At 69.7% G+C, this 20,573-nt stretch carries 21 protein-coding genes; 6 read left to right on the forward strand and 15 right to left on the reverse strand.

From position 1 onward, the window contains the following. Positions 1-22: 22 nt before the first annotated feature. The 3 genes from CJEDD_RS00700 to recR all read left to right on the forward strand — a co-directional run bounded on the left by CJEDD_RS00700 (position 23) and on the right by recR (position 3,293). Positions 23-2,164, forward strand: a complete 2,142-nt coding sequence (locus CJEDD_RS00700; protein WP_042409536.1) for a DNA polymerase III subunit gamma and tau — start codon at positions 23-25, stop codon at positions 2,162-2,164. Positions 2,165-2,216: 52 nt separating this feature from the next. Next, positions 2,217-2,597: a YbaB/EbfC family nucleoid-associated protein gene (locus CJEDD_RS00705; RefSeq protein ID WP_042409533.1), complete on the forward strand. Its 381-nt coding sequence runs from the start codon at positions 2,217-2,219 to the stop codon at positions 2,595-2,597. Between the two features lie 69 nt (positions 2,598-2,666). Then, positions 2,667-3,293, forward strand: a complete 627-nt coding sequence (gene recR / locus CJEDD_RS00710) for a recombination mediator RecR (protein ID WP_273657566.1) — start codon at positions 2,667-2,669, stop codon at positions 3,291-3,293. Here recR and CJEDD_RS00715 read toward each other — a convergent pair. Continuing rightward, positions 3,290-4,078, reverse strand: coding sequence for a cyclase family protein (locus CJEDD_RS00715; RefSeq protein WP_081764629.1), 789 nt, complete (start codon positions 4,076-4,078; stop codon positions 3,290-3,292). The genes recR and CJEDD_RS00715 overlap by 4 nt on opposite strands. A 141-nt stretch (positions 4,079-4,219) precedes the next feature. Between CJEDD_RS00715 and CJEDD_RS00720 the strand changes: the two genes are divergently transcribed. After that, entirely contained in the window at positions 4,220-5,281 is a 1,062-nt protein-coding gene (locus tag CJEDD_RS00720; protein ID WP_273657567.1) for an HNH endonuclease signature motif containing protein, read from the forward strand. Here CJEDD_RS00720 and CJEDD_RS00725 read toward each other — a convergent pair. The 6 genes from CJEDD_RS00725 to CJEDD_RS00750 form a co-directional block, all read right to left on the reverse strand. Beyond that, positions 5,278-5,997: a type 1 glutamine amidotransferase gene (locus tag CJEDD_RS00725; RefSeq protein WP_042409755.1), complete on the reverse strand. Its 720-nt coding sequence runs from the start codon at positions 5,995-5,997 to the stop codon at positions 5,278-5,280. The two genes, CJEDD_RS00720 and CJEDD_RS00725, sit on opposite strands and share 4 nt — an antisense overlap. Beyond that, positions 5,990-7,258 (reverse strand): Mur ligase family protein, encoded by a 1,269-nt coding sequence (locus CJEDD_RS00730; protein WP_042409752.1) that lies wholly within the window; start codon positions 7,256-7,258, stop codon positions 5,990-5,992. Before CJEDD_RS00730 ends, CJEDD_RS00725 begins: the two co-directional genes overlap by 8 nt. A gap of 10 nt (positions 7,259-7,268) precedes the next feature. Continuing rightward, on the reverse strand, positions 7,269-8,264 hold the full coding sequence (locus CJEDD_RS00735; RefSeq protein ID WP_042409749.1) for an exonuclease domain-containing protein: 996 nt from the start codon (positions 8,262-8,264) through the stop codon (positions 7,269-7,271). A 14-nt stretch (positions 8,265-8,278) separates the two neighbouring features. Then, on the reverse strand, positions 8,279-9,520 hold the full coding sequence (locus CJEDD_RS00740; protein ID WP_042409747.1) for a hypothetical protein: 1,242 nt from the start codon (positions 9,518-9,520) through the stop codon (positions 8,279-8,281). A 70-nt stretch (positions 9,521-9,590) separates the two neighbouring features. Further along, entirely contained in the window at positions 9,591-11,405 is a 1,815-nt protein-coding gene (gene leuA, locus CJEDD_RS00745; protein ID WP_042409744.1) for a 2-isopropylmalate synthase, read from the reverse strand. Between the two features lie 141 nt (positions 11,406-11,546). Beyond that, positions 11,547-12,401 carry a DMT family transporter gene (locus CJEDD_RS00750; protein ID WP_042405932.1) on the reverse strand — a complete coding sequence of 285 codons (855 nt, stop codon included), beginning with the start codon at positions 12,399-12,401 and terminating at the stop codon, positions 11,547-11,549. 94 nt (positions 12,402-12,495) lie between these two features. On the opposite strand from CJEDD_RS00750, the gene CJEDD_RS00755 reads away from it, so the two are divergent. Both CJEDD_RS00755 and CJEDD_RS00760 read left to right on the forward strand, forming a co-directional pair. Continuing rightward, positions 12,496-13,761, forward strand: coding sequence for an aspartate kinase (locus tag CJEDD_RS00755; RefSeq protein WP_042405931.1), 1,266 nt, complete (start codon positions 12,496-12,498; stop codon positions 13,759-13,761). A gap of 27 nt (positions 13,762-13,788) precedes the next feature. Beyond that, on the forward strand, positions 13,789-14,814 hold the full coding sequence (locus CJEDD_RS00760) for an aspartate-semialdehyde dehydrogenase (RefSeq protein ID WP_042405929.1): 1,026 nt from the start codon (positions 13,789-13,791) through the stop codon (positions 14,812-14,814). A 76-nt stretch (positions 14,815-14,890) separates the two neighbouring features. Here the strand turns inward: CJEDD_RS00760 and CJEDD_RS00765 are convergent, their stop codons facing one another. The 8 genes from CJEDD_RS00765 to CJEDD_RS00800 are packed head-to-tail and all read right to left on the reverse strand — an operon-like array spanning position 14,891 to position 20,570. After that, complete coding sequence (locus CJEDD_RS00765) at positions 14,891-16,381, reverse strand: YkvI family membrane protein (protein WP_074432487.1); 1,491 nt, start codon at positions 16,379-16,381, stop codon at positions 14,891-14,893. A gap of 25 nt (positions 16,382-16,406) precedes the next feature. Continuing rightward, positions 16,407-16,964 carry a YdhK family protein gene (locus CJEDD_RS00770; protein WP_042405928.1) on the reverse strand — a complete coding sequence of 186 codons (558 nt, stop codon included), beginning with the start codon at positions 16,962-16,964 and terminating at the stop codon, positions 16,407-16,409. 24 nt (positions 16,965-16,988) lie between these two features. Further along, complete coding sequence (locus CJEDD_RS00775) at positions 16,989-17,510, reverse strand: sigma-70 family RNA polymerase sigma factor (protein ID WP_042405926.1); 522 nt, start codon at positions 17,508-17,510, stop codon at positions 16,989-16,991. Positions 17,511-17,520: 10 nt separating this feature from the next. Further along, a complete protein-coding gene (locus CJEDD_RS00780) occupies positions 17,521-17,850 on the reverse strand; it encodes a Na+/H+ antiporter subunit G (RefSeq protein WP_042405924.1) in 330 nt (109 codons plus the stop codon). A gap of 1 nt (position 17,851) precedes the next feature. Continuing rightward, entirely contained in the window at positions 17,852-18,118 is a 267-nt protein-coding gene (locus CJEDD_RS00785) for a cation:proton antiporter (protein WP_042405923.1), read from the reverse strand. Then, a complete protein-coding gene (locus tag CJEDD_RS00790) occupies positions 18,119-18,553 on the reverse strand; it encodes a monovalent cation/H+ antiporter subunit E (RefSeq protein WP_042405921.1) in 435 nt (144 codons plus the stop codon). It abuts the gene before it with no gap. Next, entirely contained in the window at positions 18,553-20,109 is a 1,557-nt protein-coding gene (locus CJEDD_RS00795; RefSeq protein WP_042405920.1) for a monovalent cation/H+ antiporter subunit D family protein, read from the reverse strand. The genes CJEDD_RS00790 and CJEDD_RS00795 overlap by 1 nt, the downstream gene beginning before the upstream one ends. Further along, a complete protein-coding gene (locus CJEDD_RS00800) occupies positions 20,109-20,570 on the reverse strand; it encodes a cation:proton antiporter subunit C (RefSeq protein WP_042405919.1) in 462 nt (153 codons plus the stop codon). The genes CJEDD_RS00795 and CJEDD_RS00800 overlap by 1 nt, the downstream gene beginning before the upstream one ends. Positions 20,571-20,573 lie beyond the last annotated feature (3 nt).

Here is a 20,573-nt window from a genome sequence, read left to right on the forward strand (position 1 = left end):
CGCGCGAAGTAGACTGGCGCGCGTGGCTCTGTACAGGAAATACCGCCCCGCAACGTTCGGCGAAGTCATCGGCCAGGAGCAGGTGACCCGCCCGCTGTCCACCGCGCTGGACAACGGGCGCATCTCGCACGCCTACCTGTTCTCCGGCCCGCGCGGCTGTGGCAAGACTTCGTCCGCGCGCATCCTGGCGCGCTCCCTCAACTGCGTCGAGGGGCCGACGTCGACGCCGTGCGGGGTGTGCCCCTCGTGCGTCTCGCTCGCGCCGGGCGGGACGGGCAACCTGGACGTCATGGAGATCGACGCCGCCTCGCACGGCAGCGTCGACGACATGCGCGACCTGCGCGAGCGCGCCCTGTTCGCCCCGGCGGAATCGCGCTACCGCGTCTTCATCATCGACGAGGCCCACATGATCTCGAAGGTGGGCAACAACGCGCTGCTCAAGATCGTTGAGGAGCCGCCGGAGCACCTCATCTTCATCTTCGCCACCACCGAGCCGGAGAAGATGCTGAACACGATCCGCTCGCGCACGCACAACTACCCGTTCCGCCTCCTCGCGCCACAGGCGATGCGCGAGCTGCTCGAGCACGTGGTGGCCGAGGAGGGCGTGACCGTCGACGAGAACGTCTACCCCCTGGTCATCCGCGCCGGCGGCGGGTCCCCGCGCGACACACTGTCCATCCTGGACCAGCTGCTTTCCGGCGCCGGCCCGGATGGGCTGACGTACGAGCTCGCGCTCCCGCTGCTCGGCGCCACGGATCTCACGCTGCTCGACGCCGCCGTCGACGCCCTCGCCGACCGCGACGGGGCCGCGCTCTTCCGCACCATCGACCAGGTCATCGAGTCCGGCCACGAGCCGCGCCGCTTCGCGCTCGACCTGCTCGACAGGATGCGCGACCTCCTGCTCATCCGCAGCGTTCCCGACGCTTTCGGGCAAGGGCTTGTCGACGCACCTTCGGACCGCGCCGACGTCCTCACCCAGGAGGCGCAGCGGTTCTCCCCGCAGCACCTCGCAGCCCTGGCCACGGAGGTCAACGACCTCGTCGCAGGCCTGCGCGGGGCGACCTCGCCGCGCCTGTTGCTCGAGATCATGATGGCGCATCTGCTCACGCTCCAGCCGGGCGGCGGTGCGCTGCCGACGGGCGCGGCTGGCGCGGCGGGCGCGGCGGGTGCCGCGGGACATGCGGGTCAGGCTGGTCAGGCGCGCGGGCCGCAGCAGGCGCCGCCGTCGCAAGGCGTGCGCCAGGGCGGGGGCGCGGCCGCGGCTGCCGCTGCCGCTGCGGCCGCCGCCACGCCGCGCGCGGAGCAGCGCCCCGCCGCCGAGCGTCCGCCGCAGCAGCCAGCGCAGCCGCAGCAGCCGGAGTCGGCGGGGGACACGGACGAGCTGTTCGAGCGCATCGAGCGGGATTGGACGCGCCTGCGCCAGTCCGTCGGCGAGCGCAACAAGGTTGCCGAGATCATGCTCACCGAGGCGAAACCCCTCGGCTTCGACGGGGATGTGCTCGTCGTCGGCCACCACACCGGGGCGCTCGCCGAGCGCATCAACGCGGAGAAGAACAACGCGGACATCGCCGCCGTCCTCTCCGAGAAGCTTGGGTCGCGGGTGGAGGTGCGGTGCGTCGTCGGTACGGATCCGGCCGCCGCGAACCTGCGCCGCCCCGCGAAGCGCGAGGTGTGGACGCCTCCCGAGCAGGGTGGCGACGGCAGCAGTGACGGCGACGACCCCGCCCCTGCCGGCGGGTGGGACGAGCCCGCGCCCATCGGTCAGCCGGAACCGGCCGAGCCGGCCCAGCCGGAGCCGACCCAAGCAGCGCCAGCGGCGCCAGCGCAGCCGGCGCGGTCTGCACAGCCCGCACAGCCAGCGCAGAAACCCCAGCCGACCCAGCGCCAGGACGACTGGCGCGCCGCCGCCCAGGCCGCCAGCCAGAAGGCGGCCGAGAAGGCGAAGCGCGAGCGCGACGAGATCCCGCCGCCGCCGGAGCCGGTTGACTTTGAGGAGGAGGAACCGGAGGCGTCGATACGCGAGGTCGCCCCGTACTCCCGCGAGGACGAGGAGCGCGACATGGCGGAGCAGGCGCGCGACGAGGAGGGCAGCGCAGACCGCCGCGACGCGACGCAGGTGGCGATGGATCTGCTCGCCCAGGAGCTGGGCGCGAAGCCGCTGTAGCCGGGCGGGTACACTGGCGAGCGAACTTTACTGACAAACGAAAGGGGACACCATGACCCAGCCGAACGACATGCAGGAACTCATCCGCCAGGCCGCCGAGGTGCAGGCCGCGCTCCAGCAGGCGCAGATGGAGCTGCTGCAGACCGAGGTCACCGGCACCGCCGGCGGCGAGCTGGTCACCATCACGATGACCGGTGGCGCCGAGATCGTCGACCTGCAGATCAAGCCCGAGGCCGTCGACCCGGAGGACGTGGAGACGCTGCAGGACCTCATCCTCGCCGCCTACCGCGACGCGCACAACAAGGCGGGCAAGCTCGCCGAGGAGAAGATCGCCCCGCTCACCGGCGGCGCGCTCGGCGGCCAGCAGGGTGGCGCGCCGTTCGGTGGCCAGCAGGCCGGCCCGGGCGAGGTGCCGTTCGGCGGCATCATCTAACGTTGCCGCTTTCGCGTCCGGCCTCGCCAGGTCGGGCGCGTTTTTCGTGCCGGAAGGAAGGAGGTCAGCGTGTTCGAGGGGCCGTTACAGGACCTTATCGACGAATTCTCGCGCCTGCCCGGCGTCGGGCCGAAGTCGGCGCAGCGCATTGCGTTTTATTTGCTGAAGGCGGAGCCGGAGGACGTCGATAGGCTGCGGGCTGCGCTTGCGGCGGTGCGCGACGGGGTGACGTTCTGCCGCATCTGCAACAACGTCTCGCGCGACGAGGTGTGCCGCATCTGCGCCGACTCGGGGCGCGACAAGGCGACGGTGTGCGTCGTGGAGGACGCGAAGGATATCCAGGTCATCGAGCGCACCGGCGAGTACTCCGGGCGCTACCACGTGCTCGGCGGCGCGCTCGACCCCCTCGCGAACGTCGGGCCGAAGGACCTCGCGATCGCGCCGCTGCTGCAGCGCATCGGCGGGGTGTTGCCGGACGTCGACGGGGAGGAGGCGCCGGAAATCGCGGAGGTCATCCTCGCCACCGACCCCGACACGGAGGGCGAGGCGACGGCGTCGTACCTGGTCAGGCTGCTCAAGGACTTCCCGGCGCTCACCATCTCGCGGCTCGCGTCGGGGATGCCACTCGGCGGGGACTTGGAGTTTGTCGACGAGCTCACGCTCTCCCGCGCCCTCACCGGGCGGCTCAAGCTCTAGGGCTCGTCCTCGGCGGCGGGGGCCGGCGCGTTCGGGTCGCGCACGACGCCGTCAAAGCTCGCTTCCTCGGCGTCGGGGCCATCGCGGCCGTCGAGCTCGTCGAGGAAGTCGAGGTCGTTGAGGAACGCCGTGACGCTCACCTGCGACGAGTCGATGCCCTTGATGCGCAGGCCGCCGAGGGTGAGGAAGTCGATCCAGTTGTCGCCGACCGGGGCGAGCGAGAGGTCCTCGATGGCGGTGACGAAGTTGTCGCGGTAGTACCCGAGGAGCTGGCGGTGCGCCTCCGTGCCGAGGTCGTTCCACGGCGCGGCAACGGAGAGCCAGTCCATGCCGACGCATTCGACGCCGGTCTCGGTGGCGAGCCACTCGCACAGCTTCGGGTCGAGGCAGGGGCCCTCGTTCATGTACGTCTCCGGGTCGGTGTCGCGGAAGCGCTCGAAGCCGGTGCGGATGAGCAGCATGCGGATGCCGTTGAAGTCCTCGCCCTCGACGTCCTCGACGGTGACGATGGAGCGCGGTTCGCCCTTGGCGGGGACGTCGATGAGCAGGATCTCGTCGCCGTCGAAGTTGAAGCGCTCGGTGGGCAGCTCGGCGAACGTGAGCCCGTCGGGGGTGAAGTGGCGCGGGGCGTCCATGTGGGTGCCAAAGTGGTTGGGCAGCTGGCTGATCACGTCGTTGGAGTCGCTGCCCTGCCCGATCACCGCGTGGGGTTCGGTGGTCAGGGTCGGCGAGGTGGGGTAGTGGGGGCCGTCGGGGTCGAGGATGTGGCTCAGGTGCACGAACATGCGCCCCATTATGCATTTTTTGCGTATCGACGTCCGTCCGGCACCCAACGCTGTGGATAACTTGGCGTTGGTTGCGGGAGTTATCCACAGGTTTCGGTGGGTGGTCTTGACATTGCCTCGGTTTCCTCTAGTGTGACGGTCATGAACCCATTCGAAGCACTCGCACTCGCGGTCGGGGCCGGCGCCATCGACGCCCTCGCCCACTACGACCGCGACGCGCTCACCACCGCCGGCGTCAAACCCGACACGCTACGCGAATGGGCACGCATCCACACCACCTACTACGGGCCAACCCGCTACCGCACCCAGCAACGCCGCGCGCTCACCCTCGCCCGCGACAACGGCACAAGCCTGGACAAACTCGTCTTCATCGAAAAACACCTCACCCGCTTCACCGGCACCGAACAATGGAAACTACGCCACGCCCTGCTTTCCGTACGCGGCACCTACGAAACCCTGCGCCGCCGCGCCAACGACATCCTCCCCACCGCCGAACCTAAACCGGCGAAAAAACAAATGACGTTTTCCGCCCCCAAACACGGACGCACCCGCATCACCATCACCGCCGACGACCGCCGCGCCGCCGACCTCGAACACGCCCTCCGCCACCACATCGACCCCACCCAACCCGCAGCACCCCAAATGGAAGCCGCCTTCTGGAACCTCATCGACGCCGGCGAAACCGTCCCCGCCGCCGCACCCCGCCCCATGATCCTCGTCCCCCTACCCGAATACACCCGCATCACCGCAGGTTTAGGCGACGACGTCATCCTCACACTCACCGACGGCACCACCATGACCGGGGCTGAATTCCTCGCGTTGGAATTCGGCGAGGCGCTCGACGTCGCCGCGTTCCACCCCGAAGCAGGTGCCGTCAACCTCTACCGCACCCAACGCCTCGCCAACACGAAACAACGCGACCTCGCCCGGCTCGTCATGCCGGTGTGCGCGTTCCCGGGCTGCCGCCACGGGGCGCAAGCCTGCGAGATCCACCACGTCACCGCCTGGAAGCACGGCGGGGAAACCAACCTGGACAACCTCGCCCCGTTGTGTCGCTACCACAACCGCGTCAACGACGACGACCCATCGCGCAACAAACGCGGCCACATCGCCATGATCCGCGGCGCACCCTGGTGGATCAGCCCCCACGGAACCCCAGTGAAAAACTCCAACCGCGGGGCCATAGACCAACTCTTCGGCTAGCGCAGGCGCTCGCGGCGGAGCTGGTCCACGACGGGGAGGTCGAGGGGCTCGAGGTCCGCGAGCGGGACGTCGAGGGCGCGGGCCAGCAGCAGGTCCGCGAGCTGCGGGTTGCGCGCGAGTGCAGGGCCGTGCATGTAGGTGGCGATGACGCTGCCCTGCACGACCCCGTCAACCCTGCCTTCGCCCGCGCCGTTGCCGACGCCACGGGTGACCGCGCCGAGCGGCTGCGCCTCGGGCCCGAGCGTCGTCGCGCCCATGTGGTTCTCAAACCCGGTGAGCGGCTCGGTCAGCTCCGCGGTGATGCCGGCGTGCGTCGGGGTCGAGGCGAGCTCGCCGGTGGCGCGGGTGGTCAGGGGCGCGGTGGTGACGTCGATGAGCCCGATGCCCTCGACCTCCTCGCCGTGCGCGCGGAACGTGCGGCCGAGAACCTGGAGGCCGGCGCAGATGGCGAAGACGGGGCGCCCGTCCGCGGCCGCCGCCTGCAGGCCGGGGGAGGCGGCGAGGCGGGCCGCGGCGATGAGCTGGGCCGCGTCCTCGCCGCCGCCGAGGGTGTAGATGTCGCAGGTGGGCGGGACGTCGTCGTCAAGCAAGATGCGCTGGACGTGCGCGTCGATGCCGCGGCGGCGCGCGCGCTCGCGCAGGACGAGCGCGTTGCCGTCGTCGCCGTACGTGCCCAGCACGTCGGGCAGGACGAGGCCGATGGTGAGCTTAGGCACGGTAATCCTCCTGCCTGGTCAGGGCCTTGCGCAGGTTGAGCAGCGCGGTGTAGTTCGCGAGCACCTCCACGCGGCCCGGCGGGCAGGCGTGGATCGCCTCGACCGGGTCGTGGACGAGCTCGTGGTCGATGTTGGCGTAAGTGAGGCGCACCGCGAGGTCGGTGGCGCGCTCGCCGGCGGCGACGACGTGGGTCTCGCCGAAGTCCTCGAAGCGCACGTCCCACAGCCAGGAGACGTCCTCGCCGTCGCCCTGCTTCGCGTTCACGGCGATGACCACGCCGTCCGCGTCGCGGTCCACCATCGACAGCGCCTCCTGCCAGCCGGCCGGGTTCTTCGCCAGCAGCAGGTGCACGTCGTGGTCGCCGAGGTGGACGGTGGTGTAGCGCCCGGCGACGTTGTCCACCTCGCCGGCGGCGCGCACGGCGTCGTCGAGCGGGACGCCGAACGCCTCGACGGCCGCGGCGATCGCCTGGGCGGCGTTGCCGCGGTTCGCGCGGCCCGGGAGCTTGAGCTCAAGCGTTGCGACGCCCTGCGGCGTCACCAGCGCCGACTCCGTCACCGCGTAGGCGGGGGTGGGGCGGCGGAACTCGCGGCCGTCGGGAAGCGGTTCGACGGCGTACCAGTCGTCCTCGGTGCGCACGACGTGGCCGCCGGAGCGCGGGTTGGTCACGGAGTCGCCCACCCAGCCCGCGCCGGCGGCGACCCACACGACGTTCGGGTGGTCGTAGGCGACGGAGGTGACCAGCACGTCGTCGCAGTTCGCCACGACGGTCGCCTCCGGGTGCGCCATGACGGCCTCGCGCAGGGCGCGCTCGATCTTGTTGATCTCGCCGACCCGGTCGAGCTGGTCTCGCGTGAGGTTGAGCAGCACGAACGCCTTCGGGTTGAGGCGCTGGGCCACCTTGGGCACGTGGAGCTCGTCGCACTCGAGGACGATCGCGTCGGCGTCCTTGCCGGCGAGCAGCGCGGAGATGATGCCGGCGTCCATGTTGTCGCCGCCGTCGTTGGTGGCCACGGCGTACTTCGTGCGCACCGCCCCGGCGAGCATGCGGGTGGTGGTGGACTTGCCGTTCGTGCCGGTGACCAGCACCGCGGGCCGGCCCCCGCCGAGCGAGGCCATGATGTTCGGGTCGATCGCGCCGGCGACGAGGCCGCCGATCATGCCGCCTGCGCCGCGGCCGGTCGCGCGCGAGGCGGCGGTGGCGAGGTTCGCTGCGGCGGTGGCGAGCGCCGACCGCGCGCGGGAAAAGGGTCCTTGCATGCGGACTAGGCTACCCCGCGGGCTCCATCGCACCTACCAGCCGCGCGAACTCCTCGCCGTCGACGACGGGGATGTCCTTGCGGTGCGCGTGCATCGCCTTGCCGCGCAGCTCGGCGCCGCGCACGACCGCGTCGGAGACGGCCACGGACGTCTCGCGCGTGAGCTTCTCTCGGTACGTCAGGCCCGCGCGCACCCCGGCGTCGATGAGCTCGTCGGGGTCGGCGGCGACGTCGTCGGAGACCACGAACTCCATGCCCTTGCGCAGGCCACTCTCGCCGAGCACGCCGGGGTTCTCCGCGACGGCCGGGGCCTTTTCCGCATCCACGCGTAGCGACGAGCGCTGCAGCCCGAACTGGTCCGGCGCGAGATCCGCCGGGTCGAACGAGGCGAGCGGCCCGGACTCGGCGAGCTGCAGGTACATCGCCACGAGCTTGAGCGTTTGGCCGCGGGAGAACTCCTCCTCGGGCACCGCGCGGCGCGCGACGGATGCCTCGGGCGGCGCCGACTCGACGCCGACGAGCGAGGCAACCGCGTTAATCCGCGGGTCCACCGGCACGTGGCCCTGGCGGCGCGCGGTGGCGAGCAGGTCGACGATCGACTCCGGCTTAGGCACGTGGCCGACGCGCTGGCGGCGCTTGTTGCCGCGCCCGCGCCGCGAGCGGTTCGCGCGCGCCGCCGCGTTCATCGCGCGGCGCGCCTCGGACACCAGAAAGCCCCAGGTGACGGGGGAGTCGTGGGTGACGAGGACGCGGCCGTCGATAAGCTTGTCCAGCGTCTTGAGGTAGCGGGAGAAGCGCGGCGCCTGCGCGAAGTCGTGCGGGGAGCACCCGTGTGTGTGGGCGGGCCCGGCGTCGGTGCCGGGGTTGACCACGGCGTGGAATTCCTCGCCGACGCGCCCGGCGTCGTCGAACGAGACCGCGTCGATGGTGAGCAGCCGGCCCGTTGCGGGGTGGATCCCCGTCGCCTGCGCGAACACCGCCACGAAGGGGTAATCGCTCTCAATCATCGTTCCAACGTAGCCTACGGCTCCGCGACCTCGTACAGCGGCTGATCGAGCCGGGTGTTCGAGCGCACCTGCAGTCCGCCGATGGAGTACTCGTACGGGCGCGGGTCGGCGGGCTGGGCGGGCGCCGGCGCGGGGGCGGGGGCTGGGGCCTGCTGCACCGGCGCCTGCACCGGCGCGGGCGCGGGGTCCTGCTGGACCGGCGCCTGCTGCACCGGCGCGGGCGCGGGGTCCTGCTGCACCGGCGCCTGCTGCACCGGCGCGGCGGGAAGGTCGGTGCTGAACTCCGCGCTCGACGGAGACTCGGTCGGCGTGTCGTGCGCCTCGGCCGACGGCGTAGCGGTCACCGTCGCCGCCGCCGTCTCGGGCGCGGCCGTCGTGCTGCCGGTCGCCGAGCCGCCCACGCTGTTGGTCACCGTGCCGATGTACGCGGACGCCGAGTCGCGGTCCACCCCCGACGGCGAGGTGATCACCACGGCACCGACGCCGGCGAGCAGCAGCGCCGCCCCGGCCGCGGCCGCCGCGACGAGGGTGCCCCGCCCGCGGCCCCTAGAGGCGGGCTCGGTGGCGCCGGGGAACTCCTCCGTGTCGGCGGCGAGCGCGGCGGCCTCCGCGTCGGCGGTGGCGAAGAAGCCGGTGTCGGGGCGCGCGACGTCGTCTTCCTCGCTGAGGTCGCGCACGAGCGCCGGCAGCGGCGAGACCGCCGGCAGCGCGCCCGCGGGCAGCGGCGCGGCGGAGACGGTGAGGTCGCCGGAGGCGTCGATAAACCCGCGCACGACGGCCTCGAGACCGCGCTGCCGCAGCCGCTCGAGCGTCGGCGCGAGCGCCTCGCACGCCTGCGCGCCGAGCTCGCCGACCGGGTCGCCGTCGAGGTTGAGCGCCGCGCCGTCGCAGGTGAATAGCAGTTGAGCCGGCGTATCGACGTCCAACGGCTCGTCCAGCGCCGCCCCGTAGACCGCCGCCTCCGGCAGGAGCACCCACGGCGCGCGCGGGGGAACGTTGACCGGCAGCACCTGGCCCGGCTCGGGCAGCGCGACCGCGCCGTCCACGACGGCGACCTCGGGCTCGAGGCCGGCGTCGGCGATCTGGCGCAGCTCCCGGTCGGCGCCGATCGTCCCGAGTACGGCGCCGTCGGCGACGACGTCGAAGCCGCCGTCACCGTTCGTGCGGAGGGCGGCGGTGGTGGGCGAAGCTCCGTCGATACGCATGCCCGAAATCGCCTCCCGACGAGGCCCTTTCGGCACCGCGTAGACGGCCATGCGCACCAACTCCGCTGACTAAAATGTGTGGTCTAGTTCCCCGCAAGTATAACGACCGCGGCGCGAAACGCTAGTTCGCGGACACCGACCGGTTCACCGCGGACACGATCGCCTCGAGCGAGGCGCGCGTCGTCGACCCGGCGATGCCCACGCCCCACGCGGACGTGCCGTCGACGTCGGCGTGGATGTAGCACGCCGCGTCCGCGTCGTCGCCCGCCGAGCGGGAGCGCTGCGAGTAGTCCTGCACCTCGAAGTCGATGCCGAGCTGCTCGAGCGCGTTCGCGAACGCCGCGATCGGGCCGTTGCCCGTGCCGGCGATCTCGCGGCGCGCGCCCTCGTAGTCCACGGACGCGGTGACGCGGGTGTCCTCGCCCTCCTCCTCGGCGGCGTCGATGCGGTAGTGCGACAGCGCGAGCGGCGACTCGAGGTCGAGGTACGTGGTGGCGAAGATGTCCCACATGTTCTTGGAGTTGACCTCGCCGCCCTCGCTGTCGGTGATGTTCTGCACGATCGCGGAGAACTCCGGCTGCATCGCCTTGGGCATGTTGATGCCGTGGTCTGTCTTCATGATGTAGGCCACGCCGCCCTTGCCGGACTGCGAGTTCACGCGGATGACGGCCTCGTACGTGCGGCCGACGTCCTTCGGGTCGATGGGCAGGTACGGCACCTCCCACGTGGTCTCGCGCAGCTCTTCCCACGTGACGTCGGAGCTGGTCGCGTCGGGGCGGATGTTCTGCGCGAGCGCGTCGAGGCCCTTGTTGATCGCGTCCTGGTGCGAGCCCGAGAACGCCGTGAACACGAGGTCGCCGCCGTACGGGTGGCGCTCCGGCACGCGTAGCTGGTTGCAGTACTCCACGACCTCGCGGATCTTCTGGATGTCGGAGAAGTCGATCTGCGGGTCCACGCCCTGCGTGAGCATGTTCAGGCCGAGCGTGACCAGGTCGACGTTGCCGGTGCGCTCGCCGTTGCCGAACAGGCAGCCCTCGATGCGGTCGCCGCCGGCGAGGAAGCCGAGCTCCGCCGCCGCGACGCCGGTGCCGCGGTCGTTGTGCGGGTGCAGGGAGATGATCACGCTGTCGCGCTTCTTCAGGTTGCGGTGCATCCACTCGATCGAGTCGGCGTAGACGTTCGGCGTGATCATCTCCACCGTCGCCGGCAGGTTGATGATGATCGGCTGCTCCGGCGTCGCCTCCATCGTGTCCACGACGGCGTCGCACACCTCGAGCGCGAAGTCGAGCTCCGTGCCGGTGAAGGATTCCGGCGAGTACTCCCAGCGCCAGTTCGTGTCGGGGTAGTCCTTCGCGATCGTCTTGATCAGCTCGCCGGCGTCCGTGGCCAGCTGCTTAATCTGCTCGCGGTCCTTGCGGAACACCACGCGCCGCTGCAGCTTCGACGTGGAGTTGTAGAAGTGCACGATGACGTTCTTCGCGCCGGCGCACGCCTCGAACGTGCGGCGGATGAGGTGCTCGCGCGCCTGCACGAGGACCTGGATGGTCACGTCGTCGGGGATCATGTCGTTTTCGATGATCTCGCGCACGAAGTCGAAGTCCGTCTGCGAGGCGGACGGGAAGCCGACCTCGATCTCCTTGAAGCCCATCTCCACGAGCAGGTTGAACATGCGGCGCTTGCGCTCGGGGCTCATCGGGTCGATGAGCGCCTGGTTGCCGTCGCGCAGGTCCACGGCGCACCACTGTGGGGCGTGGGTGATCTTCTTGTCCGGCCACGTGCGGTCGGGCAGCGCGATGTCCTCTACCTCTTGGGCGAAGGCGAGGTAGCGGTCGACCGGCATCTGCGAGCCGCGCTGCTTGTTCCACGCGGGCTGGCCGTCGTTGCGGGGGCCGGAGGGGGTGCGGATTTCGCGGGGGGCGAAGAAATCGTTGGACATTGTCGTTATCTCCTGAGTGTGTGGGGTTCCACGGCCGGCCAACACAAACTCCGCGACGGGGTGCCGGCCGTGTTAGAAAGCCTGATTCCCGCCGCGGCGTCGAAGGAGAAGCGCCCGTTGCGACATGCGTCACAGCCTACACTATTTGACGCTCACCCGCGTCAGCATCGCGGCGGAGACGAGCATCACGCTTATCGACGTCCCAACGGCCACCCACCCCGCAGCCGACTGCACGCCGAAGGTTTCGCCCAGCACCGCGATGCCGAGCGAGAACGCCACGATCGGCTCGACGATCTTCGACGCCGGCAGTGACGTGGCCAGGTTGCCCGCGGCGAACGCGTACTGCTGCACGAGCGTGCCGGCGGTCGCCGCGACGAGCATCGCCCAGAGCTGCCACGACGTGATGAGGCCGGTCAGCCCGCCGGCGACGAAATCGTCGACCGCCACCTTCGAGAACACGGCCTGGTAGCCGAACATGGCGCCGCAGGCGATGCCGAAGATGAGGGCTTTGGCGCTGGCGCGTCGTCGAGAAGCGAGTGCGAACGCGCCGACGACGACCCCGATCGCGGTGGCGACGACGATGACCCATTCCCACGCGGGCGGCGTGCGCTCGCCGTGGCCGGGGTGGCCGAGGACGACGACGCCGCCGACGCTCGCCGTGAGCGCGATCGCCCAGAACGCCTCGGGCGTGGTCATGTGGCGGTGCTCCGCCCACGCGGAGAAAATGAGCGTGAGCATGAGCGACAGCGCGAGCACCGGCTGGACCACGAGCAGCGAGCCGAACGCGAGCGCGGTGGCCTGGAAGCCGTACGCGAGGAACGCGAGCCCCATCGACGCCCACCACGACCACTGCTTGATGGACGACAGCGGGGAATCGGCCGCCTCCTCGCCCTGGCGGGCGCCGCCGCGCATGATGCGGTGCCGCCAGACCGTTCCCGCCGCCATGGTCGCGGCCGACAGAAGCGCGAACGCGACGGCGAGAAAATTGTTGTGCACGGTGAATGATATTAACGCGGGTGGCGGGGGGCGCACTTTTGGGACGCTATTCTTGACCGTTGGAATGCACGCGTGGAATTGCGGGAGGTTGCAGATGGCACTGATCGTCCAGAAGTACGGGGGCTCCTCCCTGGAAAGCGCGGAGCGGATCAAGGCGGTCGCCGAGCGCATCGTGGCGACGCGCCGGGCGGGCAACGACGTCGTTGTCGTCTGCTCCGCGATGGGCGACACCACCGACGAGCTGCTCGACCTCGCCGCCCAGGTCAACCCGGCGCCGCCCGCGCGCGAAATGGACATGCTGCTCACCGCCGGTGAGCGCATCTCCAACTCGCTCGTTGCCATGGCGGTGCACGCGCTGGGGGAGAAGGTGCAGTCCTTCACCGGCTCGCAGGCCGGCGTGATCACGACAGAGCGGCACGGCAACGCGCGCATCCTCGAGGTCACACCGGGCCGCGTGCAGGACGCGGTGGACAAGGGGCGGATCGCTATCGTCGCCGGCTTCCAGGGCGTGAACCGGGAGACGAGGGACGTGACCACCCTCGGCCGCGGCGGCTCGGACACGACGGCGGTGGCGCTCGCCGCGGCGATGAACGCCGACGAGTGCGAGATCTACTCCGACGTCGACGGCGTCTACACCGCCGACCCGCGCATCGTGCCCGACGCGAAGAAGCTGGACACGCTCTGCTTCGAGGAGATGCTCGAGCTCGCGGCGAGCGGCTCGAAGATCCTGGTCCTGCGCAGCGTGGAGTACGCCCGCGCGTTCAACGTGCCCCTGCGGGTGCGCTCGTCATACAGCAACGACACCGGCACCCTCGTCGCCGGAGCATTGGAGGATATCCCCATGGAAGAAGCAGTACTCACCGGCGTGGCCACCGACGACTCGGAGGCGAAGATCACCATCCTCGGCATCACCGACGCCGTGGGCGAGGCCGCGAAGGTCTTCCGCGCGCTCGCGGACGCCGAGGTGAACATCGACATGGTGATCCAGAACATCTCCAACGTCGAGGACAACAAGACCGACATCACGTTCACCCTGCCCAAGGCCGATGGCGCGCGCACGATGGAGCTGCTGCGCGCCCTCCAGGCCGCGGAGGGCTGGGACGACCTGAGCTACGACGACGAGATTGGCAAGGTCTCCCTCGTCGGCGCCGGCATGAAGTCGCACCCGGGCGTGACCGCGGACTTCTGCGACGCGCTGCGCGACGCCGGGATCAACATCGAGATGATCACCACCTCCGAGATCCGCATCACCGCCGTCGTGCGGCAGAAGGACGTCGCGGAGGCCGCGCGCGCCATCCACACGAAGTTCGACCTCGGCGGCGACGAGCCGGCCGTGGTCTACGCCGGCACTGGACGCTAACTCGAGACGCTCAAGGAGGACCCCAGCATGACCACCCTCGCAGTCGTCGGCGCCACCGGCCAGGTCGGCCGCGTGATGCGCGACATCCTCGTCGAGCGGGACTTCCCCGCCGACACCGTCCGCTTCTTCGCCTCCCCGCGCTCGGCGGGCAAGGTGCTCGAGTTCCGCGGCGAGCAGATCACCGTGGAGGACCTCACGCAGGTCACGGAGGAATCCGTCGCGGACGTCGACATCGCCCTGTTCTCCGCCGGGGGCGGCACCTCGCGCGAGTGGGCGCCCGTCTTCGCGGCGGCCGGCGCGACCGTCGTGGACAACTCCTCGGCGTGGCGCAAGGACCCGGACGTGCCGCTCGTTGTCTCGGAGGTCAACCCGCACGACCTTCAGCGCATCCCGAAGGGCATCGTCGCCAACCCGAACTGCACGACCATGGCCGCGATGCCGGTGCTCAAGCCGCTGCACGACGCCGCGACGCTGACCACCCTGCGCGTCGCCTCCTACCAGGCGGTCTCGGGCTCGGGGCTGGCTGGCGTCGAGGCGCTGGCGAGCCAGGTCGAGGCGATCGGGGATGCGCGTGGGCTGGTCCGGGAGGACGTCGATACGCAGGGCGATCTCGGCCCCTACGTCGCCCCCATCGCGTACAACGCGCTGCCGATGGCGGGGTCGCTTGTCGACGACGGAACGCTCGAGACCGACGAAGAGCAGAAGCTGCGCAACGAGTCCCGCAAGATCCTCGGCATCCCCGAGCTCAAGGTTGCGGGCACGTGCGTGCGCGTACCGGTGTTCACGGGCCACACGATGGTGGTGCACGCCGAGTTCGCCGAGCCGATCACGCCCGAGCAGGCGCTCGCGCTGCTAGGCGCGGCGCCCGGCGTGAAGGTGGTTGACGTGCCCACCCCGCGCGCCGCGGTCGGCGGCGACGACTCGCTCGTGGGGCGCATCCGCCAGGACCAGACCGTCGACGGCGGGCGCGGGCTCGTGCTCGTGGTGTCCGGCGACAACCTGCGCAAGGGCGCGGCGCTGAACACGATCCAGATCGCCGAGCTGCTGGTCTAGCGGGTTTGGCGCCCCCGCTCCGGTGATCTCTGACACATTCCGGCGGAATCTGTCAGAGGGGCTTTGGGGTTGGCGGCTACAGCTTGGTGGAGCCGGTGTCGTCGGTAGTGCTGGCGCTGCTGGCGTCGACCGCGGTGGAGCCGCCCAGGCTGTTGTCCTCGCCGGCCGCGGCTTCCTCGGCCTCCTCGGCGGCGATGAGCTCGTCGACGGTGCGGTCGTTCCACGGCTCGTCAGGGTTGGCCGCGTACTCCTCGGCCGTGACCGGCTCGGTGTAGGAGACGTACACCACGTCGGAGGGGTTCTCCAGGTCCTCGAGCTCGAAGTCGCTGTCCTCGTCCTCCGCGAGCTCCTGTGCGACCTCCTCCTCTAGGGCCTCAGACAGCTCCTCGGAGTCCACGTTGGACTTGGCGGTGATGTACTCCAGCTCGCGCTCGTCGTTTTTGGTGAAGCGCTCGGCCGGGTCCATCTTCTTGCGGGTCAGCTCCAGGGCGCGGCGGCGGCGGTCGCCTTCCTTGCGCAGCTTCGGAATGCCGCGGACCCACGCCAACGTCATCACGACGATGAGCAGGATGCCCAGGTAGCCCAGGATCGGGTACACGGTGGACACCAGCTGCTGGAAGCCCACAAAGGACAGGACGAAGCCGATCACGCAGGCGGAGATGAAGATGACGCGGAACTTGTCCTCGCGGCCGCGGGCCAGGCGCTTGCCCAGGGCGAAGAACATGCCCAGGGAGGTGGCGAAGATCATGCCGAAGATGACCAGGGACATGATCAGGCCCATGGTCGGGTTGATGTCCGTGATCAGGGTCAGAAGCGGCATGTCCTGGCCGGAGACGGTGTCGATCTTCACCAACAGCGCCAGGGCCAGCAGCATGAGCATGACCAGGTAGCCCAGGCCGCCGAACAGGCCGCCGAGGCCTGCCGCGCGGGTGTCCAGCTGGTTGCCGCCGATGACGAGCGCCATGGACACCACGCACATGACGTTGAGGCCGGTGTAGTTCAGCGCGGAGATCCACCAGTTGGGCAGGGAGGTGTCCACGTTTGCGGCCGCCGCGTTGAGGGCGCTCCAGTCCGGGTTGGCGTTGATAAGCGTCCAACCGCACCCGACGATGACGAAGACCAGCAGGAACGGGGTCAGCGCGCCGATGGCGCCGGTGACCTTGTCCACGTCCAGCATGCCGAAGCCGATGGTGAGCGCGAGCATGAGCACCGCACCAACCCAGACGGGCAGGCCGAACTGCTGGTTCAGGTTCGCACCCGCACCGGCGAACATGACGAAGCCGATGGAGAACAGCGTGACGATGGTGGCGATGTCCAGGATCCAGCCCATCAACTTGGATGAGATGGAGCCGAGCACCTCCATGTGCTCCTTGGCCTGGAAGAAGGAGCCGAGCTGGAGGATGGTCACGCCGGCGATGAGCATGAGCACGGAGCCGAGGACTGCGCCCCACATGCCCTTCGTGCCGAAGGCGGAGAAGTACAGCATCGCCTCCTGGCCCGAGGCGAAGCCGGCGCCCACGACGGTGCCGATGAAGGCAAATGAAATTAAGAGTGCGTTCTTCAACATAATGCGTTCAGTCTATTCAAAGGTCCTATTTGGGCTGGATTTCGCTCTCGACGACCCACTTGTGCCGCTTCATGGTCATCTCCGGCGAGTCGATGTCCACCATGTAGACCGTCTCGTCGGTGGAGGAATCGATGGTCGCCTCCGCGCCCTGCATGCCGGACATGTGCTCCGCGGTGATCGTGGCGGTGTCGCCCGCCTTGAGCTCCTCGCCGCCAACACCGTCGAGCTCTTCCTGCACGACCCACCTGTGGTTGCTCACCGGGTCGCCGCCGTCCGTCGGCGTGTAGGACACGGCGTACGCGGTGGTGTCGAACGCGCCGGAGATGGTGGCGGTGGCGCCGTCCATGCCAGGCATGTGGTCGGCCGTGAGCGTGACCTCGGTGCCCACAGGGTAGGTCGGGTCCGTCGCCTCGGCGATGCCGGCCGGGGCAGGCCCGCCGTCCGCCGGGTGGTCGTGCCCGCCGTGCGCTCCGTGCTCGGCGTGCTCCGTGGGGGCGTCGTCGCTTTCCGACGCACACCCAGCCACCGAAATGGCCGCCATCGCCGCAAGGGTGGTCAGTGCCAGTGATTGAGAAATACGCATGCCCTCAACCCTAGCTTCGCGGGCCTAGTTACTCCCGGCAACCAGATCCCGCCGCGCCCGCGCCACCCGCGAGCGGATCGTGCCCACGCGCACCCCGGCGATCTTCGCGGCCTCCTCGTACGTGTAGCCGAGCACCTGCGTGAGCACGAGGGCTTCGCGGCGCTCGGGCGGCAGCTCGTCGAGAAGCGAGCGCGCGTCGATGACGTCGCCCCACGTGCTGGGATCCTCGGTGGGTGCGGCCTCGTAGCTGGCGGCGGCGCGCGGCCGGGCGCTGTCGCGGCGCACCGAGTCCACCCACGCGCGCCGCGCGAGCGAGAGCAGCCACGTGCGCGCGGTGGAGCGGCCCTGGAAGCGGGGCAGCGCGCCGAGGACGCGCAGGTAGGTCTCCTGCGTGAGGTCGTCGGCGTGCTCGGGCCCGGCGAGGTGGGCGAGCAGGCGCCACACGTCGTCCTGGGTGAGCCGGATGAATTCGGTGAGCGCGGCCTTGTCGCCCCGGCCGGCGCGCAGGGCCAGGTCGGTGACGTAGGCGTCGTCGCTCGTGCTCACGCCTTTGAAGTTACCGGCCGTTGGCGATGGGCATCTTGTCCACGACGGTCACGCCGTAGACGGAGCGGCCCATGATGAAGGACGCGACGGAGCCGACGATCCACACCGCGGCGATCGCGATGACGGCGCGGAGGAAGTCGTTGAGGTCGAACCCGGTGGTGGACCAGGAGTAGACGAGCTTGGCCACCACGAGCAGCGGGAACGCGATGCACACGAGCGGGCCGAGCAGGTTCACGCGGGTGAGCGCGTCGGGCGCGCGCAGCTGGAGGATCGTCGTGGCGACGACGCAGATGGTCGCGAGCACCACGAGTGCGGAGACGGCGATTTCGGCGGCGGTCATGCTAGCGGCGTCCTCTCGAGATGATGCGGGCCATGGAGATGGTGGGGATCACGCCGCACACGAGGCCGGCGAGGATCGGGATTTCGTAGCCGATGGTGGTGGAGTGCCACAGCGTCCACACGAGGTAGATGCACACCATGCCGTAGAAGATGACGTCGGCCATCACGGCGCGCGAGAGTTCGTCCTTGGTCAGGATCACCGCGCCGAGCGCGACAAGCAGGCTCACCGACATGATGATCATGCAGGCCTGCATCAGCGTCGTAAACATCTAGTCCATCCTTTCCGCGGGCGGCACCGCGCCCGAGTTGTCCGGGCCCGGGTCGACGTAGGGCTCCCACTCCACCGTCTCCGGGTCGAGGGGGCGATTGCGTAACGACGGCCGGAGGTGCTCCTCCATATCCGCCAGCCCTGCGATGATGTCCTGCGGGTCCGACCCGAACACGGCCTGCACGAGCAGGATATTCGGCTCGCCCGGCGTGGCGGGGTGGCGCAGGCCCATGGACAGGGTGCCCGGGGTGGCGGTGATGGAGGTGGTGAACCAGAACACGTCCCAGTCCGTGTTCACGCGCAGGGGGTAGAAGACCACGATCGGCTCGATCTGGGCCTTCGGGTTGAAGGCGGCGACGACGGCGTCGAAGCCGGCGACGAAGATTTCCTTGATAATCCAGCAGGCGTAGCCCACGCCGTGGAAGAAGCCTCGCATTATCGTGCACCTCCAGTCGCAGCGGGGGAGTTGGCGCCGAAGTCGTCGCCGGGGGCGGGGACGCCGATAGGATCGTCGCCAAGCACGGCGCTCGTGTACGCCTCAACGTCGAGCAGGTCGTCGACCGCATTCGTGGCGACGTGCCACAGGTTGCCGGCGAAGACGAACATGCACAGCGAGATGACCATGAGCACCGCGGACGGGAGCATGAAGCTCGCGCGGACGTTGAGTGCCTCGGGGTAGTTCTGCATCGGGCGGCCCCAGAACACGCGCTGCCACATGCGCATCATGGACAACAGCGCGCCGAAGGACGCGACGATGATCGCGGTGATGGCCACCCAGGAGCGCCAGTCGCCCGGCGTGGCGGCGGCGAGGACGACCGTCACCTTGCCGAAGAGGCCGGAGAACGGCGGGAAGCCGACGATGGAGAACGCGCCGGCCGCGAACACCGCGGACGTCCACGGGTCGCGCCGGGCGATGCCGGAGAGCTTCGCCATCGTGCCGGTGCCGTACGTCTCCTCGATCGCGCCGGCGTTGAGGGTGAGCGCGGCGATGGTGATCATGTGGTGCAGCGTGTAGAGCAGGCCGGCGGCGAGCGCGTAGCGGGCGTCGTCCTGCGTGAACGCGAGCATGATGAGGATGAACGGCATGCCGTTGACCATCTGGTAGGCGAGCACGCGGCGCATCGTCGATTCGACGAGGCCCGCGTAGCCGCCGATGAGCATGGAGATGACCATAACCACGATGATGAGCGTGTTCCAGCGCGGGTCCATGTCGAACATGATCACCCAGATGCGGAAGAGCATGTACACCGCGACCTTCGTGTGCAGGCCGGAGAACAGGCCCATGACGCTCGCGCTTGTCGAGGGGTACGTCCTGGGCAGCCACGTGTACACCGGGAACACGCCCGCCTTCGCGGCGATGGCGATGACGACGATGCCGGTGGCCACCGTCGCCGGGCCGTGGCCGGCCGCTGTGCCCTGGAGCGCGGCGAGGTTCACCGCGCCGGTGACGGCGTAGAGGTAGCCGACGCCGAGCACGAGCATGGTCGACGCCGCGAGGTTCACCAGCACGAACATGCGCGCCGAGAGCAGGCGGTGGCGCGTGCCCGACATGGCGATCAGCCCGTAGGAGGGCAGGAGGCACACCTCGATCATCACGAAGAAGTTGAACAGGTCCGCCGTGAGCAGCGCGCCCGAGACGCCGGTGACGAGCACGAGCGTGAGCGGCGTGTAGTAGCGCGCCTGCGTCTCGCCGACGGCGATGGCGAACCAGTTCGAGGAGAGCGCGACGATCATCGTGGTCACGAGCATCACCGCGGAGAACGTGTCCGCGGCGAACGAGATGCCCACGCCGCCCTGGTACAGGCCGATGACGTGGCTGAGCGTGCCGTGCGTGTCGGTGTAGCGGTACAGCCAGATGCCGCCCACCATGTTGATGGCGGGGACGATGACGGACAGCGCGTCGTTGAGCGGCTTCCAGGGGCTCAGCGCCGTCACAGCCGCGACGATAAGCGGCAGGGCGACGAAGACGGGCAGGATTGCGTCGACGGCCATTAGTCCTTCACCTTCAACTTCTCGTTGGTGACGTGGCTGATCTCGTTCTCGTGCACCTCGTCGAGCTTCTTCGGGTTGAGGCGCGCGTTGCGCCCCGCCGTGGACAGCGCCGAGGGGCTGAGCCACATCTTGGAGTAGCCGGCGTCGGTGCCGGTGGGCTGCTCGGCGGTGTCGTCGTTGCGGCCGAGCGAGGCGAGCATGAGCAGGATCGTCGTGGTGGCCATCGCGATGACGACGGCGGTGAGCACGAACGCCTGCGGCAGCGGGTCCGCCATGTCCTCGAACGGGGTGCGCGAGGGGAAGTCCTCGCCGCGCCAGGCGCCGACGCCGGTGGCCAGCAGGGTGAGGTTGGTGGCGTGGCCGAATAGGGACATGCCGAAGACGATGCGGACCATGCCGCGCTGCAGGACCAGGTAGACGGACCCCGCGACGAGGACCGCGACGGTAAGTGCCATGACCATGGG

Origin of the sequence: Corynebacterium jeddahense (assembly GCF_028609865.1) — a bacterium.
Taxonomy (GTDB): domain Bacteria; phylum Actinomycetota; class Actinomycetes; order Mycobacteriales; family Mycobacteriaceae; genus Corynebacterium; species Corynebacterium jeddahense.

Bases quoted from the DNA above. Each gene is read 5' to 3' on its own strand.
- CJEDD_RS00705 (WP_042409533.1), top strand. From the start codon at position 2,217: ATGACCCAGCCGAACGACATGCAGGAACTCATCCGCCAGGCCGCCGAG.
- CJEDD_RS00715 (WP_081764629.1), bottom strand. From the start codon at position 4,078: ATGTTCGTGCACCTGAGCCACATCCTCGACCCCGACGGCCCCCACTAC.
- CJEDD_RS00720 (WP_273657567.1), top strand. From the start codon at position 4,220: ATGAACCCATTCGAAGCACTCGCACTCGCGGTCGGGGCCGGCGCCATC.
- CJEDD_RS00730 (WP_042409752.1), bottom strand. From the start codon at position 7,258: ATGCAAGGACCCTTTTCCCGCGCGCGGTCGGCGCTCGCCACCGCCGCA.
- CJEDD_RS00735 (WP_042409749.1), bottom strand. From the start codon at position 8,264: ATGATTGAGAGCGATTACCCCTTCGTGGCGGTGTTCGCGCAGGCGACG.
- CJEDD_RS00740 (WP_042409747.1), bottom strand. From the start codon at position 9,520: ATGGCCGTCTACGCGGTGCCGAAAGGGCCTCGTCGGGAGGCGATTTCG.
- leuA (WP_042409744.1), bottom strand. From the start codon at position 11,405: ATGTCCAACGATTTCTTCGCCCCCCGCGAAATCCGCACCCCCTCCGGC.
- CJEDD_RS00755 (WP_042405931.1), top strand. From the start codon at position 12,496: ATGGCACTGATCGTCCAGAAGTACGGGGGCTCCTCCCTGGAAAGCGCG.
- CJEDD_RS00760 (WP_042405929.1), top strand. From the start codon at position 13,789: ATGACCACCCTCGCAGTCGTCGGCGCCACCGGCCAGGTCGGCCGCGTG.
- CJEDD_RS00765 (WP_074432487.1), bottom strand. From the start codon at position 16,381: ATGTTGAAGAACGCACTCTTAATTTCATTTGCCTTCATCGGCACCGTC.
- CJEDD_RS00770 (WP_042405928.1), bottom strand. From the start codon at position 16,964: ATGCGTATTTCTCAATCACTGGCACTGACCACCCTTGCGGCGATGGCG.
- CJEDD_RS00780 (WP_042405924.1), bottom strand. From the start codon at position 17,850: ATGACCGCCGCCGAAATCGCCGTCTCCGCACTCGTGGTGCTCGCGACC.
- CJEDD_RS00785 (WP_042405923.1), bottom strand. From the start codon at position 18,118: ATGTTTACGACGCTGATGCAGGCCTGCATGATCATCATGTCGGTGAGC.
- CJEDD_RS00790 (WP_042405921.1), bottom strand. From the start codon at position 18,553: ATGCGAGGCTTCTTCCACGGCGTGGGCTACGCCTGCTGGATTATCAAG.
- CJEDD_RS00795 (WP_042405920.1), bottom strand. From the start codon at position 20,109: ATGGCCGTCGACGCAATCCTGCCCGTCTTCGTCGCCCTGCCGCTTATC.
- CJEDD_RS00800 (WP_042405919.1), bottom strand. From the start codon at position 20,570: ATGGTCATGGCACTTACCGTCGCGGTCCTCGTCGCGGGGTCCGTCTAC.